At 65.1% G+C, this 17,028-nt stretch carries 15 protein-coding genes and 1 pseudogene; 12 read left to right on the top strand and 4 right to left on the bottom strand.

The features are described from left to right. Positions 1-21 precede the first annotated feature (21 nt). On the top strand, positions 22-2,076 hold the full coding sequence (locus A5791_RS16760) for an NAD(+) synthase (RefSeq protein WP_067239160.1): 2,055 nt from the start codon (positions 22-24) through the stop codon (positions 2,074-2,076). 6 nt (positions 2,077-2,082) lie between these two features. On the opposite strand, the gene A5791_RS16755 is transcribed toward A5791_RS16760, so the two are convergent. Continuing rightward, complete coding sequence (locus tag A5791_RS16755; RefSeq protein WP_067239156.1) at positions 2,083-2,964, bottom strand: PfkB family carbohydrate kinase; 882 nt, start codon at positions 2,962-2,964, stop codon at positions 2,083-2,085. A gap of 119 nt (positions 2,965-3,083) precedes the next feature. On the opposite strand from A5791_RS16755, the gene A5791_RS16750 reads away from it, so the two are divergent. The 11 genes and pseudogenes from A5791_RS16750 (at position 3,084) to A5791_RS16705 (ending at position 12,095) form a co-directional block, all read left to right on the top strand. Then, a complete protein-coding gene (locus tag A5791_RS16750) occupies positions 3,084-3,665 on the top strand; it encodes a dihydrofolate reductase family protein (protein WP_067239153.1) in 582 nt (193 codons plus the stop codon). A 218-nt stretch (positions 3,666-3,883) separates the two neighbouring features. Continuing rightward, entirely contained in the window at positions 3,884-4,438 is a 555-nt protein-coding gene (locus tag A5791_RS16745; RefSeq protein WP_067239274.1) for an MPT63 family protein, read from the top strand. 108 nt (positions 4,439-4,546) lie between these two features. After that, positions 4,547-4,858 (top strand): annotated as a pseudogene (locus A5791_RS27760) (hypothetical protein); the annotation flags it as partial. Positions 4,859-4,968: 110 nt separating this feature from the next. Continuing rightward, positions 4,969-6,240 carry a glutamate-5-semialdehyde dehydrogenase gene (locus A5791_RS16740; protein WP_067239149.1) on the top strand — a complete coding sequence of 424 codons (1,272 nt, stop codon included), beginning with the start codon at positions 4,969-4,971 and terminating at the stop codon, positions 6,238-6,240. A gap of 25 nt (positions 6,241-6,265) precedes the next feature. Next, complete coding sequence (locus tag A5791_RS16735; protein ID WP_067239146.1) at positions 6,266-7,141, top strand: MoxR family ATPase; 876 nt, start codon at positions 6,266-6,268, stop codon at positions 7,139-7,141. Further along, positions 7,141-8,586, top strand: coding sequence for a VWA domain-containing protein (locus tag A5791_RS16730; RefSeq protein ID WP_067239143.1), 1,446 nt, complete (start codon positions 7,141-7,143; stop codon positions 8,584-8,586). Before A5791_RS16735 ends, A5791_RS16730 begins: the two co-directional genes overlap by 1 nt. Before the next feature lie 201 nt (positions 8,587-8,787). Beyond that, on the top strand, positions 8,788-9,450 hold the full coding sequence (gene nadD / locus A5791_RS16725) for a nicotinate-nucleotide adenylyltransferase (protein ID WP_082966974.1): 663 nt from the start codon (positions 8,788-8,790) through the stop codon (positions 9,448-9,450). After that, positions 9,447-9,830: a ribosome silencing factor gene (gene rsfS / locus A5791_RS16720; RefSeq protein WP_067239140.1), complete on the top strand. Its 384-nt coding sequence runs from the start codon at positions 9,447-9,449 to the stop codon at positions 9,828-9,830. Before nadD ends, rsfS begins: the two co-directional genes overlap by 4 nt. Further along, the gene (gene gpgP / locus A5791_RS16715) at positions 9,827-10,507 is read left to right on the top strand and encodes a glucosyl-3-phosphoglycerate phosphatase (RefSeq protein WP_067239137.1); all 681 of its coding nucleotides are present in this window, start codon (positions 9,827-9,829) and stop codon (positions 10,505-10,507) included. Before rsfS ends, gpgP begins: the two co-directional genes overlap by 4 nt. A 7-nt stretch (positions 10,508-10,514) precedes the next feature. Next, on the top strand, positions 10,515-11,252 hold the full coding sequence (gene octT / locus A5791_RS16710) for a diglucosylglycerate octanoyltransferase (protein WP_156661404.1): 738 nt from the start codon (positions 10,515-10,517) through the stop codon (positions 11,250-11,252). Positions 11,253-11,255: 3 nt separating this feature from the next. Continuing rightward, positions 11,256-12,095 carry a DegV family protein gene (locus tag A5791_RS16705; RefSeq protein WP_067239133.1) on the top strand — a complete coding sequence of 280 codons (840 nt, stop codon included), beginning with the start codon at positions 11,256-11,258 and terminating at the stop codon, positions 12,093-12,095. 304 nt (positions 12,096-12,399) lie between these two features. Here the strand turns inward: A5791_RS16705 and A5791_RS16700 are convergent, their stop codons facing one another. The 3 genes from A5791_RS16700 to A5791_RS16690 form a co-directional block, all read right to left on the bottom strand. Beyond that, positions 12,400-15,330 carry an RND family transporter gene (locus A5791_RS16700; RefSeq protein ID WP_067239130.1) on the bottom strand — a complete coding sequence of 977 codons (2,931 nt, stop codon included), beginning with the start codon at positions 15,328-15,330 and terminating at the stop codon, positions 12,400-12,402. After that, positions 15,327-15,779, bottom strand: a complete 453-nt coding sequence (locus tag A5791_RS16695) for an MmpS family transport accessory protein (RefSeq protein ID WP_082966973.1) — start codon at positions 15,777-15,779, stop codon at positions 15,327-15,329. Before A5791_RS16695 ends, A5791_RS16700 begins: the two co-directional genes overlap by 4 nt. A gap of 169 nt (positions 15,780-15,948) precedes the next feature. Beyond that, a complete protein-coding gene (locus A5791_RS16690) occupies positions 15,949-17,016 on the bottom strand; it encodes a dihydrodipicolinate reductase (RefSeq protein WP_067239124.1) in 1,068 nt (355 codons plus the stop codon). Between the last annotated feature and the right edge of the window lie 12 nt (positions 17,017-17,028).

Raw genomic sequence — 17,028 nt, 5'->3', positions numbered from 1 at the left:
ACCGGGTGAGAATGGAGGGCAATGAATTCCTACAAGGACTTTTACAACGCCTATAGCCAGGGTTTCGTCCGGGTCGCCGCATGCACGCACCACACCACGATCGGTGATCCGGCGGCCAACGCCGCCGCGGTTTTGCGGTTGGCCGGCGAATGCCATGACGACGGGGTCGGGTTGGCCGTCTTCCCGGAGCTGACCTTGTCGGGCTATTCCATCGAGGACATTCTGCTGCAGGATTCGTTGCTCGACGCCGTCGAGCTCGCACTGCTCGACATCGTCGCCGCGTCCAGCGATCTGCTACCCGTGCTGGTGGTGGGCGCGCCGCTACGCCATCGCCATCGCATCTACAACACCGCGGTCGTCATTCACCGCGGGGCTGTGCTCGGCGTGGCGCCCAAGTCCTATCTGCCCAACTATCGGGAGTTCTACGAGCGACGCCAAATCGCGCCCGGGGACGAGGAGCGTGGCGCCGTCCGAATCGGCGAGCTGCAGGCACCGTTCGGCCCCGATCTCCTGTTCGCGGCGTCCGACGTGCCCGGTTTCGTGCTGCACGTCGAGATCTGCGAGGACATGTTCGTGCCGGTGCCGCCCAGTGCAGAAGCCGCGCTGGCGGGTGCGACGGTGCTGGCCAACCTGTCCGGCAGCCCGATCACGATAGGCCGCGCCGAGGACCGTTGCCTGCTCGCCCGCTCGGCGTCGTCGCGGTGCCTCGCCGCGTATGTCTACGCCGCAGCGGGAGCGGGGGAGTCGACGACCGACCTGGCCTGGGACGGCCAGACCATGATCTGGGAAAACGGGGTGCTCCTCACCGATTCCGAGCGCTTCCCCAAAGGGGAGCGCCGTTCGGTCGCCGACGTCGACATCGAGCTGCTCCGATCCGAGCGGCTGCGGATGGGAACGTTCGACGACAACCGGCGTCATCACCGCGTGTCGTCAGAGACGTTCCGGCCCATCGAGTTCCGGCTGGATCCGCCGGCCGGCGACATCGGGCTGCGGCGAAAGGTCGAACGGTTCCCGTTCGTCCCGGCCGATCCGCAGCGGCTGGAACAGGATTGCTACGAGGCCTACAACATCCAGGTTGCCGGACTTGAACAGCGCCTGCGCGCGCTGGACTACCCGAAGGTCGTCATCGGAATTTCCGGCGGCTTGGACTCGACGCACGCGCTGATCGTCGCCGCCCGCGCCATGGACCGGGAAGAGCGGCCGCGCAGCGACATTTTGGCGTTCACGCTGCCCGGGTTCGCGACGGGTGATCGCACCAAGAACAATGCGATCGAGCTGTGCCGCGCACTCGGCGTCACGTTCGCCGAGATCGACATCACCGAGACGGCGAAGCTGATGCTCCAGGAGATCGATCATCCCTTCGGGCGCGGTGAAAAGGTCTACGACGTGACCTTCGAGAATGTCCAGGCCGGCTTGCGCACCGATTACCTGTTCCGGCTGGCCAACCAGCGCGGGGGGATAGTGCTGGGCACCGGTGACCTTTCCGAGCTGGGCCTGGGTTGGTCGACCTATGGTGTCGGCGACCAGATGTCGCACTACAACGTCAATGGCGGGGTCCCCAAGACGCTGATTCAGCACCTGATCCGCTGGGTGATCGCGTCAGGGCAGTTCGAGTCGGATGTGACCGACGTGCTGCAGTCGGTGCTGGACACCGAGATCACTCCCGAACTCGTGCCCAGCGGCGAGGAGGAAGAACTGCAGAGCAGCGAGGCGAAGGTGGGACCGTTCGCCCTGCAAGACTTTTCGCTGTTCCACGTGCTGCGCTTCGGGTTCCGCCCGTCCAAGATCGCGTTCTTGGCGTGGCACGCCTGGAACGATCCCGATCACGGCATCTGGCCACCCGGATTCCCTGAGGACAAGCGACCGTCGTACTCGCTCAAAGAGATTCGGCACTGGCTGCAAGTCTTCGTGCAGCGGTTCTACTCGTTCAGCCAGTTCAAGCGCTCGGCATTGCCCAACGGTCCCAAGGTGTCTCACGGTGGTGCGTTGTCCCCGCGCGGCGATTGGCGCGCCCCGTCGGACATGTCTGCGCGAATCTGGCTCGACGAAATCGAGCGTGAGGTTCCTGAAGAATAGGTCGGCTCAGGCTCGACCGGCAGCAATCGCGGCGTCGATCGCTTCAGCATCCGGTGCGCAATCACCGGCACCTGGCACGAGTGTCGCCAGCGCGCCGGCGGCAGTCGCCCGCCGCATGGCCCGCAACCGCCGCGCCGGGTCCGAGGCGTCCTGCCAATTGGCGGCCAGGACTCCGGCGAACACATCGCCGGCCCCCGTGGTGTCCACCGGTGCAACCGCGGGAGCGGGTACCTCGAATTCGCCGTCGGCGCCGATGTAACGGGCGCCGCGCGCACCGAGCGTAACGACCAAATGATCTGGCCGCCACGGCCATTCGTCGGCCTCGGCTTCGTTGACCACCACAACGTCAGCGACGGCCGCGAGCTCGGCCAGCGCCCAGGAAACTTGGCCTGCTGGCGAGGCATTGACCATGACGACCGCACCCGCGGACCGGGCTTGCCGCGCCGCGGTAAGTGCCGCCGCGACCGGAATCTCGAGCTGGGTCAACAACACATCGCAATCGGCGATCGCCGCGCGCACCTCTTCGTCATCCAGAATGAGTCGCCCGTTGGCCTCTGGTGCCACCACGATCGTGTTCTCCGCGCCGGCGTCCACCACGATCAAAGCCGTGCCGCTGGCCCCGGGCACTGTCACGGTCCCGTTGAGCCCGACGCCGTTGGCAAGCAGGTGAGCCCGTAACTGCTCGGCCGCGGCGTCGTCGCCGACCGCGCCGACGAACTGGACCTGCGCGCCCGCCCTCGCCGCGGCCACGGCCTGATTGCCGCCCTTGCCGCCGGGTGAGTGGGTCAGCGACGACGCCAGCACCGTCTCACCCGGGCGTGGCAGGGTCTCGACGTGCGCCGTCAGGTCCATGTTCACGCTGCCGACCACGCACACGCGTGCTGCCATACCGTCGACGTTAGTGGCCGCCAGCGTGCAGCCGGACGGTTGTGGGCAGCGATTAGTTTCGCCATGGCTTTCGGTCTGTATCCCCAACACGCCATCAACCGCGCCCAGAGGAGAGCACCATGACTGCTACCTATACCTTCGACGTCTTTTCCAGCCTCGACGGCTTCGGCGGCGTCAGCGGCGGCGACTGGGGCGGCTACTGGGGGAAGCAAGGCCCCGAATTGCTCGATCACCGACTCGCCCTGTACGACGAGAAGCAACGAATGGTCTTCGGCGCCAACACATATCGGCTATTCGCGCAAATGCTGGCCGAGAGCACCGAGGAGTCCGAGGTGCACGACCCGTGGGTCACCCGGATGCGGCACCTGCCGGCGACGGTGGTGTCGACCGCCCTGGATGCACCTCTCGACTGGCCGGACGCGACCGTCGCGAACGGCGACGCCGTCGACGTGGTCGCCCGGCTGAAGGAGGAGTCCGAGGTGCCGTTGCGCTCGCACGGCAGCCTGTCGATGAACCGCGCGCTGATGGCGGCCGGCCTGGTCGATCGCATCCAGGTGACCCTGTTTCCCGTGATCACCGGTCAGACCGGTGATGATCCGATCTTCCGCGGTGCGGCCGACTTCGACCTCGAATTGATGGAGAGCAGAACGCTTGACGGCAATATCCAAGAGCTCATCTACCGGCCGACCCTGCACGTCTGAGTCCATCCATGACACCGGTCGTGCCCCGGTAACTATTTGCCGCGGTTGTCCGCTTTAAAGTTGTTCCGACGTTCCGGCACGAGAATGGCTCAGCCCGTTTTGCGCTGGTAAGCGATGCAGTCATGTTTGAGATTTCCGTCGATGGTTATGCCAATTCAAGCGCGGTTTCGCCCCGGTTGGTAACCGCTCGACCCAATGGAGAACATGAAGGAGCCATCGTGAAGTTCACAACGACTGCGGTCAAGACGGCAATCGCTGCCGCCGGAATAACAGCGGCAAGCGTTTTCACCGCGGTACCTGCATCGGCAGCACCGACCATCCAGGGATTCGGTACCAGCGAATCGCTGGTCGACGGACCAATGATTACCACCTACACGGTGAGCAATCTTGTGCGCAGTACCGTCGCGATCCCCGGCTACACGCCCAAGGGAACGATCTACCAGGCAGACATCACCGCCAGGTCGGACGGTGGCACTGTCACGCCGATGGTCAGAGACTTCATGGCCCGGGGGCCCAACGGTCAGAACTACAAGCTGATCGACAAAGTCGAGGTCCCTAACGGCCTCAACCCGGCGCCCATCCCGCAAGGTAGCGAGTCGACGGGCACCCTGTATTTCGACGTGACTGGCGCACCGCCGAATGGTGTCGTCTACAACGACGGACTACAAGACATCCTGATCTGGACATCGAACGTCCCCGCGGAGGCCTCACCTAGTCCGTCCCCGGGCTCGAGTCCCGCACCGGGCGCGCTACCTGCCCCCGCAAACAGCTAATCTCCGGCAAATACCTCCCCGCGCCACGCCTAGTGGCGCGGGGAGCTTCTTATGTCGGCCGGTTGCCTAATGCCGACCGTTAAATTTTTCGCAATCGTGATTATCGCAGAGGCGCCGTTTCGGGAAGTGACGAATTCGTTGATCGTGTACAGCGGCGGGTCTGGCATTGTCGAGGCAACGACGGCGTTCACCGCGCGGTTGGGGCAATTAGCCAACGCGACGATCAACCCCGCCCAGTAGCCCGCGCTCGTCACTTACTACGAAAACGAGATGATCAAACCGATCAATCCATATCGCCAATCCAAGCTGCGCGATGCATACCAGAAAGCGTTGTCCTCCAACGACGTAGATTTCGTGTGGATCACCGGCTTCCAGCCGTGCCAGGCGTTACTCGATACCCCCACGCCGTGGGTGGTTTCGCAACTTCGGCCACATTCTCAACGAGCGGCGGAGCAAAGCGCGGCAGCTGTCCAGGCCTCAACCGGTGGGGTGAAAGTCCAGCTCTCGCTTAGCGCCGATACCCTGAGTAAATGAGTCTGCAAGCCCCATCCCAGAGCGGGACGGCCCAGCAGCCGAAGCCCGACTTGCGCCAGGAAGTCCACGACGCCGCACGGCGGGCCCGGGTCGCGTCACGCGCCCTCGCGTTGTTGCCGACGGTCGCCAAAGATCACGCACTGAAGGCCGCCGCTGAGGCGATCGTGGCCCACGGCGACCAGATCCTGGCGGCCAACGCCGAAGATTTGGCTGCCGCCCGCGCCGCGGGCACGCCGGCCGCGATGCTGGACCGGTTGGCGCTGAACCCGCAGCGTATCGACGGAATCGCGGACGGTCTGCGCCAGGTTGCGGGGCTACCGGACCCGGTCGGTGAGGTGCTGCGGGGCTACACCCTGCCCAACGGACTGCAGCTGCGCCAGCAGCGGGTTCCGCTCGGCGTGGTCGGCATGATCTACGAGGGCCGGCCCAACGTCACGGTCGACGCATTCGGATTGGCGCTCAAGTCCGGCAATGCGGTGCTGCTGCGCGGCAGCTCGTCAGCGGCGAAGTCGAACCAGGCGCTCGTCGAGGTGCTGCGTGCGTCGCTGGTCAGCGAGGATCTGCCGGCCGATGCGGTTCAGCTGCTTTCGGCGGCGGACCGGGCCACCGTCACTCACCTGATCCAGGCTCGCGGCCTGGTCGACGTGGTGATCCCGCGCGGGGGAGCCAGCCTGATCGACGCGGTGGTCCGCGAGGCCCAGGTGCCCACCATCGAGACCGGCGTCGGCAACTGTCACGTCTACGTCCACGAATGCGCCGATCTCGACGTGGCCGAGCAGATCGTGTTGAACTCCAAGACCCGGCGGCCCAGTGTGTGCAACGCCGCCGAGACGCTGCTGGTCGACGCCGCTATCGCGGATCAGGCTATGCCCCGGCTGCTGGCCGCGCTGCAGGACGCCGGGGTGACCGTTCACCTAAATCCCGACGAAGATGCGCTGCGCCGCGAATACCTGTCGATGGACATCGCGGTGGCGGTGGTCGAGGATGTCGACGCCGCGATCGCGCACGTCAACGAATACGGCACCGGACACACCGAGGCCATCGTCACCACCAATATGGCTGCCGCTCAACGGTTTACCGACGGCGTCGATGCGGCCGCGGTGATGGTCAACGCGTCCACGGCCTTCACCGACGGCGAGCAGTTCGGCTTCGGCGCCGAGATCGGCATCTCCACGCAGAAGCTGCACGCGCGCGGCCCGATGGGACTGCCGGAATTGACCTCGACCAAATGGATTGCGTGGGGAGACGGCCAGACTCGTCCGGCCTGACGCCCGTACTTAGGAGAATTCGATTGTGAGTGTGCCCGCGCGGCCCGCCCCGCTGTTCGCCGACATCGACGACGTCTCGCGAAGGCTGGCCGAGACCGGCTACCTGCCGGACACCGCCACCGCTACCGCGGTGTTCTTGGCCGATCGGCTCGGCAAGCCGCTGCTGGTGGAAGGCCCTGCAGGCGTCGGAAAAACAGAGCTGGCCCGGGCCGTCGCCCAGGCCACGGGTTCGGGTCTGGTCCGGCTGCAGTGCTACGAGGGTGTCGACGAGGCCCGCGCACTGTACGAGTGGAACCACGCCAAGCAGATCTTGCGCATCCAGGCCGGGTCGGGAGACTGGGAGGCGACCAAAACGGACGTGTTCAGCGAGGAGTTTCTGCTGTCGCGCCCGCTGTTGACCGCGATCCGGCGCACCGAGCCGACGGTGTTGCTGATCGACGAGACCGACAAGGCCGACATCGAAATCGAAGGCCTGCTGCTGGAGGTGCTGTCCGACTTCGCCGTCACCGTCCCCGAATTGGGCACGCTCACCGCCGAACGCGCGCCGTTCGTGCTGTTGACGTCCAATGCCACCCGTGAACTCTCCGAGGCGCTCAAGCGGCGCTGCCTTTTCCTGCACATCGACTTTCCCAGCCCGGATCTGGAACGCCGCATCCTGCTGTCCCGAGTTCCCGAGCTGCCCGAGCACCTCGCCGAGGAGCTGGTGCGCATCATCGGGGTGCTGCGCGGGATGCAGCTCAAGAAGTTGCCGTCCATCGCCGAGACGATCGACTGGGGCCGCACCGTGCTCGCGCTCGGACTGGACACTATCGACGACGCGGTGGTGGCCGCGACGCTTGGCGTGGTTCTCAAGCACCAGTCCGATCAGCAGCGCGCTGCCGGGGAGCTCAGGCTCAACTGATGGCCAGCCGCCGCATCCGTCCGACCCGACCGCTCGCCCCGCACGGGCTGACCGGTCATCTGGTCGGGTTCGTGGAAGCGCTTCGGGGGGCGGGGATTTCGGTGGGTCCGTCGGAGACGGTCGATGCCGGACGAGTGATGGCCACCCTCGGCCTGGGCGATCGTGAGGTGCTGCGCGAAGGCATCGCGTGCGCGGTACTGCGCCGGCGCGATCATCGCGAGACCTACGATGCTATGTTCGACCTCTGGTTTCCCGCGGCGCTGGGTGCGCGGGCGGTGGTGTTGGACGAGGAGGCCGGCCAGGCCGGTGACGACGGCCTGCCGCCCGATGACGTCGAGGCGATGCGCCAGATGCTGCTGGATCTGCTTACCGAAAACCCCGAGCTCGCCGACATGGACGAGCGGCTGGTCGCGATGATCGCGCGCATCGTGGAGGCCTACGGCAAGTACAACTCCAGCCGGGGACCGTCGTTCTCGTCGTATCAGGCGCTCAAGGCCATGGCGCTGGACGAGCTGGAAGGCAAGTTGCTGGCGGGGCTACTCGCGCCGTACGGTGACGAACCTACGCCGACGCAAGAGCAGATAGCCAAAGCCCTTGCCGCGCAGCGGATCACGCAGTTGCGCAAGATGGTCGACGCCGAAACCAAGCGCCGCACCGCCGAGCAGCTCGGCCGTGACCATGTCCAGATGTACGGCATCCCACAGCTTTCCGAGAACGTCGAGTTTTTGCGGGCCTCCGGTGAGCAACTGCGGCAGATGCAACGGGTGGTGGCACCACTGGCGCGCACGCTTGCCACCCGTCTGGCGGCCCGGCGGCGACGCAGCCGCGCCGGGGTCATCGATCTGCGCAAGACGCTGCGCAAGTCGATGTCCACCGGCGGCGTGCCGATCGACGTGGTATTGGCCAAACCGCGTCCAGCGCGCCCGGAGCTGGTGGTGCTGTGTGATGTGTCCGGTTCGGTGGCCGGGTTCAGCCATTTCACCCTGCAACTGGTACACGCTCTGCGCCAACAGTTCTCGCGCGTTCGGGTATTCGCCTTCATCGACACCACCGACGAGGTGACCCACATGTTCGGGCCCGAGGCCGACCTGGCGGTGGCGATTCAGCGAATCACCCGCGAGGCGGGTGTCTACAGCCGCGACGGACATTCCGATTACGGCAACGCGTTCGCTTCGTTCGTGCAGGCGTTTCCGAATGTACTGTCGCCGCGCAGTTCGCTGTTGGTGCTCGGCGACGGGCGCACCAACTACCGCAACCCGGAGACCGACCTGCTGGCCCATATGGTGACAGCCAGCCGGCACGCGCACTGGCTGAACCCCGAGCCCAAACACCTTTGGGGCAGCGGTGATTCGGCGGTGCCGCGCTACCAAGAAGTGATCACGATGCACGAATGCCGGTCCGCCAGCCAGCTGGCGACGGTCATCGACCAGCTGCTGCCGGTCTGACGGCGGCAGTCGGGTCACACGAGTCACATCAGCCACGTCAGTCCCTCCGAGGCTGGCCCCCCGCTTCTGCGATTTGCTATCACCGGTGCTAGCGGATTGAAGAATGCAACATGCCTCGCATTTTGGTACCAGAGTGACAGGTGTTACGAGCTTGCCCGGGTGGACATTACCGTCTTCGCTGCTCCAGTAAGCTGGCGAACCATGCAAAAGCAGCAGCGCAGGCTGGGCGTCATGGGTGGGACGTTCGATCCCATTCATTACGGCCACCTGGTTGCTGCCAGCGAGGTGGCTCACCTGTTCAGGCTCGACGAAGTCGTGTTCGTGCCCAGCGGTCAGCCCTGGCAGAAGGGCCGCCGCCACGTCTCGGCGGCCGAGGACCGGTACTTGATGACGGTGATCGCCACGGCGTCGAATCCGCGGTTCTCGGTGAGCCGGGTCGACATCGACCGCGCCGGCCCCACCTACACCCGGGACACCCTGCGCGACCTGCACGCGCTGAACCCCGATTCCGAGCTGTATTTCATCACCGGCGCCGACGCGCTGGCCACCATCCTGTCCTGGCAGGGCTGGGAGGAGCTGTTCGACTTGGCGCGGTTTATCGGGGTCAGCCGGCCCGGCTACGAACTGCGCCACGACCACATCACCGATGTCCTGGGCGAGCTGGCCGAGGACGCGTTGACCCTGGTCGAGATACCCGCCTTGGCGATCTCGTCGACGGACTGCCGTCACCGGGCCGAGCAGCGCCGCCCGTTGTGGTACCTGATGCCCGACGGCGTCGTGCAATACGTCTCCAAACGCCGGCTTTACCGCAAACCGGAGGAGCAGGTAAGTCCGGCGCCGCTGGCCGCGGGAAACAACCCATGACGGCCACTCCAGAAGCCATCGACATGGCGACGGTCGCCGCCGCCGCGGCCGCGTCCAAGCTGGCCGACGACGTCGTCGTCATCGACGTCTCCGGGCAGCTGGTCATCACCGACTGCTTCGTCATCGCCTCGGCATCCAACGAGCGGCAGGTCAACGCCATCGTCGACGAAGTCGAGGAGAAGATGCGCCGGGCGGGTTACAAACCCGCGCGCCGCGAAGGAGCCCGAGAGGGCCGGTGGACGCTGCTGGACTACCGCGACATCGTCGTACACATCCAGCATCAGGACGAACGCAATTTCTATGCGCTGGACCGGTTGTGGCGTGACTGCCCGGTGATCCAGGTGGACCTGGGTCCCGACGATGCGGCGAGTGCACAATGAGAATCCGTCGACTGGTGATGCTGCGGCACGGGCAAACCGACTTCAACGCGGATAGCCGTATGCAGGGACAGCTGGACAGCGCGCTCACCGAGTTGGGTCGCGCCCAGGCGGTCGCTGCTGCCGAGGTGTTGGGCAAGCTGCAGCCCTTGCTGATTGTCTCCTCGGACTTGCATCGCGCCTCGGACACCGCGTTCATGCTGGGGGAACGGACCGGGTTGCAGGTCTGGGTTGACGAGCGGTTGCGAGAGACCCACCTCGGCGACTGGCAAGGCATGACTCACACTCAGATCGACGCGGAGGCACCGGGAGCCCGGCTAGCCTGGCGCGAAGACGCGACGTGGGCACCGCACGGCGGGGAGAGCAGGGTAGACGTGGCCGCGCGCAGTGTGCCCTTGGTTGCCGAAATTGTCTCTCGCGAGTCCGAATGGGGCCTGAACAGCGATGCGGCCGAACCCGCCGGGCCCGTGGTGCTGGTGGCCCACGGCGGACTGATCGCCGCGCTGTCGGCCGCCTTGCTGAAGCTGCCAGTCGCCAACTGGCCGGTGCTCGGTGGGATGGGCAATGCCAGCTGGGTGCAGCTGAGCGGGCATTCCGACGATGCAGCAGACTTCGACGCTATCCGCTGGCGGCTTGATGTGTGGAATGCTTCAGCACAGGTGCCCAATGATGTCCTCTGAAAAGCCGATGTCCTCTGACGGACGTCCGACGCTGCTGGTCTTCGCCGATTCGTTGGCCTACTACGGGCCCACCGGTGGCCTGCCCGCCGACGACCCCAGGATCTGGCCCAATATCGTTGCCTCGCATTTGGATTGGGACTTGGAGCTGATCGGCCGTATCGGTTGGACCTGCCGCGACGTCTGGTGGGCGGCGACACAGGACCCACGGGCATGGGCGGCCCTGCCCCGGGCCGGCGCGGTGGTTTTCGCCACCAGCGGGATGGATTCGCTGCCGTCGGTGCTGCCGACGGCGCTGCGCGAACTGATCCGTTACGTGCGTCCGCCGCTGCTGCGGCGCTGGGTCCGCGACGGCTACGGCTGGGTACAGCCACGATTGTCTCCGGTAGCCAGGTCTGCATTGCCGCCGCACTTGACTGCCGAATACCTCGAACAGACCCGTGGCGCAATAGATTTCAACAGGCCGGGCATCCCGATCGTGGCGTCGCTGCCGTCGGTGCACATCGCGGAGACATACGGCAAGGCTCACCGCGGCCGTGCGGGGACGGCGGCCGCCATCACCGACTGGGCGCAGCGCCACGATATCCCGTTGGTGGACCTCAAAGCCGCTGTGGGCGAACAGATTATGAGCGGACGTGGCAATCCCGACGGCATTCACTGGAATTTCGAAGCGCATCAGGCAGTGGCGGAACTGATGCTCAAGGCGCTGGCCGAAGCCGGTGTGCCGGAACAGAAATCACGCGGCTGAACAATGACCGTCGTTGTGGTCACCGACTCGTCGTCGCGACTGCCGGCCGACGTGTGCGAAAAGTTGGCGATACGGGTGGTGCCGCTGCATATCCTGCTCGACGGTAGCGATCTGCGCGACGGCGTCGACGAGATCCCCGATGACGTCCACAAGCGTCACGCCACCACCGCGGCGGCCACCCCGGCCGAACTCTGCGCCGCCTATCAACAGGCGCTGGCCGACAGTGACGGCGACGGCGTTGTCGCGGTGCATATTTCGTCGGCGCTGTCGGGTACCTGCGGCGCCGCGGAGCGGACTGCCGCCGACCTCGGTCCGGCCGTGCGGGTGATCGATTCCAAGTCGACTGCGATGGGCACCGGTTTCATCGTGTTGGCTGCTGCGCGGGCGGCCGCCGCGGGCGGCGACCTGGACACCGTCGCGGGTGCCGCCAAAGCGGCGACTGAGCGCAGTCATGCGTTCATGGTGGTGCACCGGCTGGACAATTTGCGGCGTAGCGGGCGGATCGGCGGGGCCCAGGCCTGGCTTGGGACCGCACTGGCGCTCAGGCCGCTATTGCGCATCGACGACGGCAAACTCGTTCTGGCCCAACGGATACGCACCGTCAGACACGCCACGGCGGTGATGATCGACCGGGTCTGCGAACTGGTCGCGAATGGTCCGGCGGTTCTTGCCGTGCACCACGTCGCGAATCCGGACGGCGGTAACGAAGTGGCGGCCGAGCTGGCCCGACGACTCCCGGCGTGCGAGCCGGCGACCGTCACTCCGCTGGGCCCGGTGCTGGCGGTGCATGTCGGCGCCGGAGCCGTGGCGGTCTGCGTGGATGTCGGTGACCCGGGACGGTGATCGTCCGAGCCAACTTGTCGCAGCGCTGATGCTGATACGTGGGCGCGACGGTAGGCTGCGTTGCCTCATGACAATGCGTTCGCGGCGGCATTCGGTGTCTCGGGCTTTCCGCGTGAATCCTGGGCTTTGCGGGTGAATCTACGGCTTTTGGTGTGCAACCTGGGCGGGAAATTCGCGCCGGCCTGCGCCGTACGCTCACAACTAAATCCGTAGATTCACACCAAAGCCGTACGCTCCACTGGACCCGGATTATGCGCGACGCTGACCATGGGTGACTACCGCGACGGCTGATACCAGCGCCGGATCAGCCTGATGCCGCGGGCGCCGTCGGCCGGAATTGCGGAAGAGCATTGTCGCCGCGCGGATGCACCACCTTCGGCCACCAGAACCAGCGGCCCAGCAGTGTGGCGATCGACGGCATCAGCAAGGTGCGCACAATCAGTGTGTCGAGCAGAAGACCGATGCAGACGGTGGATCCGAACTGCCCCAGCACCCGCAACTCGCTGCCCAGCATCGCAGCCATTGTGAACGCGAACACCAGACCCGCGGCGGTCACCACGCCGCCGGTGCCAGCCATCGACCGAATGGTCCCGGTTTTCAGTCCGGCGTGGATCTCTTCCCTGAACCGGGAGACCAACAACAGGTTGTAGTCGGAGCCGACGGCCAACAGGATGATCACCGACAGCGCCATCACGATCCAGTGCACTTTGATGCCGAAGAGGTCCTGCCAGATCAGCACGGACAGACCGAAAGAAGCGGCGATCGAGCTCGCTGCCGTGCCGACGATGACCAGCGCCGCAACGACACTCCGGGTGAGCAGCAGCATGATCATGAAGATCAGCGTGAGCGCCGATACCACCGCGATCATCAGGTCGTATTTGGCGCCGTCATGCATGTCCTTGAACGTCGCGGCGGTACCGCCGAGGAAGACTTTGGCGTCCGACAGGGAGGACTGTTTCAGACCCTCCTGGGCGGCCGTCCGCTCGGAATCGACGCGTGAGATTCCTTCCGGCGTCATCGGATCGCCTTGATGCGTGATGAAGAACCGCGCCGACTTGCCGTCGGGCGACAGGAACATTCGCAAACCCGTCTGGAAATCCGGGTTTTGGAAGGCTTCCGGCGGGAGGTAGAAGAAGTCGTCGTTCTGCGAGGTGTCGAAGCTTTGGCCCATGACAATCGCCGTATTGCTCATGGCCTCCATCTGGTCGATCATCGCCTTGAACGTCTGGTACAGCGTCAGCGTGATGCCTTTTGTGGACTTCAGCGTCGCAATCATCGTCGGGACCAAGTCGAGCATCTCGTGGGTGGCCACGGCAGTGCGCTTGATGTCAGCCGTGAGTTTGTGGAACTGCTCGGCAAGCTGGTCGAACCCGTCCAACGAGTCGAACAGCGACCGCAACGACCAGCAGATCGGAATGTCGAAGCAGTGCTTCTCCCAGTAGAAGTACGACCTGATCGGCCGCCAGAAATCGTCGAAATCCGCTATGTGGTCCCGTAATTTGTCGGTGATTTCCGATGTTTCGGCTGTCGTCGCCGCGCTGTCGTCAGCGGCATTGGAAAGATCTTTGGTCACTTCGTACAAACGTTGTGTGTAGTCGATCTGGTCCTGCAGTAAGTCGGCCATTTTGAGGATGTCGGCCATGCGGTCCTTCAAAAAGGCCATGTTCTGCATCGTCGTCTGGCTCTGCATGCTGTTCTGAAATGGTATGGAGCTGTGCTGAATTGGAATGCCCAGCGGCCGGGTGATGTCCTGCACCATGGCGATGCCGACCACGCGGATGACGTTCTTGGCCACCCGGTCCAGGACCAGCATGTCGGCGGTGTTCCGCATGTCGTGGTCTGCCTCGATCATCAGCATGTCGGGGTTCATCCGGGCCTGGGAAAAATGCCGGTCCGCGGCGGCTTGCCCCAGGTTCGACGGCGCACTTGTGGGCAAGTAGTAGCGGTCGTTGTAGCTCGTCTTGAAGCTCGGCAGCGCGACCATGCCGACCAGCACGACGGCGGCGCTCACCGCGAGAATCGGTGCGGGCCAACGCACCACCGCCGTGCCGATCCGGCCCCAGAGGCGACCCCGCTTGGCCGCCAGCGTGGACTCGAAGAGGCCCAACTTGCTGCCCAAAAAGACGATGGCGGGACCCAGCGTGACCCCGGCCAACACCACGACCAGCATCCCGATGGCGACCGGCGCGCCCATGGTGTTGAACCACGGCAACCGCGCGAAGCTCAGGCAGTACGTCGCACCCGCGATGGTCAGGCCCGACCCCAGGACGACGGGGGCCACACTGCGAAACGTCGTGTAATACGCGGTTTCTCGGTCCTCGCCGGACCGCCGTGCCTCTTGATATCGCCCGACCAGGAAGATCCCGTAGTCCGTGGCGGCCGCGATCGCCAGCATGGTCAGGATGTTCGCTGCGAACGTGGTGAGCCCGAAAGCGTTGTTGTAGGCCAGAACCGCGACGACTCCGCGCGCACACAACAGCGCGACAAACGTCATGAACAGCTGGATCAAGGTGGTGACGATCGAGCGGTAGACCAGCAGCAACATGATCGCGATCGCGCCAAGGGTGAACAACGTGATCTTGGCAAGGCTGGCGTTGCCGATGACGTGCATGTCGTCGCTGAGCGCGGCCGGCCCCGTCACGTAGACGTCCAGGCCGGCCGGTGGCTTGTTCTTCTCGATAACCTTGCGGACAGCCTCGACCGAATTGTTGGCCTGGGTGGTGCCCTGGTTGCCGGCCAGGTTCAACATGACGTAGGCGCCCTTGGCATCGGCGCTTTGGGCACCCGCCGCCGTCAGCCGGTCTCCCCAGAAGTCCTGGATGTGCTGGATGTGCTTGTGATCCTGCTGAAGTTGGCGAATCAGGTTGTCGTAGTAGCGATGTGCCTCGTCGCCCAGTGGCCCCTTACTTTCCAGCACGATCATCACGGTGCTGTTGGAGTCGAATTCCTTGAAGTTGTGGCCCAGTCGCATCATCGCCTGCATCGACGGGGCGTCCAATGGCGCCATTGGCGCTGAATGCGCTTCGCCCACGACCTCAAGCGTGGGTACGGCAACGTTGACGACGATTGTTACGAACACCCAGATCAGCAAGATCGGCAAGGCGAAGATGCGGATCATGTGCGGGATGACGGGCCGGTGTGGCCGCCCGGCGGGTTCGCTGCTGCTGCCGGTTCTGATGGGCCCGGTGTCTTCGGTGTCCGTTTCCAGGTGGCTTCTGCTGTTCAGATCGCTCATGCCGACTTCACCAGGCAAAAAATCTGGGGGTTGACGCCGTCGGAGTTCTGCTCTTCACGGACCACGCCGTCGACGGTGATGCGGCAGCCGATTCGACTGCCGTCACCCTGCACCATGATGTTTGCGCTCACCGACGGCAGCGTCGTGGAGACGGTAGTGGACCATGGCAGCGCGGCATCGTTGACCTGGTGGGTGTTGGCGTTCTCGTCCCAATAGTTGAGGTTGGCGGTCGACCCGGCGGGGCCGAAGACGTCGTAACGGACGACTTTGGGGTTGAACTGCACGATCTTGATCCCGCCTCCGGCGCCCGCGTTGAGGTCCTCGGAGCCGAAGATCCGGTGCAGCCGCGTCACGACCAGCCCCGACACGGCGAGCACGACCACCAACACCAGGGGTATCCAAGCTCGCTTGGCCAAGCGGCCAACCCGACCGGTAATTGGACCAGCCATCTCACCGCCTCCCGCTCGCGATCCTGGTTTGTAACGCGCCGCCTCAGAGCTTGCTTCCCGAGGCACGCGCACCGCTGCCCGGCAGAATCTTTGTTTGGCTAAGAATCGTAAACCTTAGTGCACGAAAGCGTTCCTCGGGGGTGTGGCCGCGTGACTAACGCCACCCCGGTCAGCTCGCGACGCGGCCGGTGACCGGCGGCAGGTCGGCGAGCGTCGCGATTCCGGGGGCGGCGGCCACCACCGCCGGCACAGCGTTGGTGACCGGCATGGCGGTGTAGATCATGCCCAGGCCCATGAACCCGGGTTCCGTCCAGTCCTTGGGTGGCAGACAGTGCAGGACGGTGCGCATGTTGGGCAATCCGAACACCTGGATGACGTGGCCGTGCTCCAGCGGTTTGGGCGGGACCACGTGGTTGCCCATGGTCCAGTTGAACCCGACGCTGACGACGTTGCGATCGCCTGCCCAGCCGCGGTGGTAGCCGTAGACGCTGCCGACGGTTCCCGCCGGAATCTTCATGAAACCCAGGTCGGAGTCTGCGGTGGCGGCGGTAAAGGTGACGTCGAAGGTCATCCTGTCCAGCTTCGCCCCGATCGCGTCGGCCATCATCGCGGCCGACTCGGCGAAGACTTCGCTTTCGCGCCGCACGCTCTCGGCCAGTCCGGGCGTGTCGGGGTCTTGCGAAAACCCCATCGCCGTCTGGGTTTCCGCCGATTCGTAGGTTGAGCAGTCGACCGATTCGGTGATCCGGATCTCGTCGACGCGCTCGCACGAGGCGCTGAGCACCATGCCGACCATGTTCGTCATGCCAGGGTGCGCGCCGCTGCCGAAGATCGTCGAGCCGCCGCGCCGGCAGGCTTCCGCAATCCGCTGCCGGTCCTGCGGCGTCTGCTTGCCGCCGGTGATCCAGGCCGCGCTGGAGCACACGTTGACTCCCGATTCCAGCAGCCGTACCAACTCATCGATGTTGGGCCACAACGGGTTATAGCAACATGCGTCGGGCCGCAGGGCGAGCAGCGCGTCGATGTCATTGGTGGCTTTCACCCCGGTCGGCTCCGGCCAGCCCGCCAGTTCGGCGGCGTCGACGCCGACCTTGTCCGGCCCGTGCGCGTAGACCCCGACCAGTTCCATGTCCGGCCTGCCGATGACGGCGTGCAAAGATCGCCGGCCGATGTTGCCGGTGGTCCACTGGATCACCCGCAGCGGACGGTCCGGGCCGACTGAGGACGAAGGCGTCATCGAGTGCTCCTT

The sequence above is a fragment of the Mycobacterium sp. 852002-51163_SCH5372311 genome, assembly GCF_001667115.1.
Classification (GTDB): Bacteria; Actinomycetota; Actinomycetes; order Mycobacteriales; family Mycobacteriaceae; genus Mycobacterium.
Note: the sequence above shows the minus strand (reverse complement) of the source record. Positions and strands in the feature narration are given on the sequence as shown.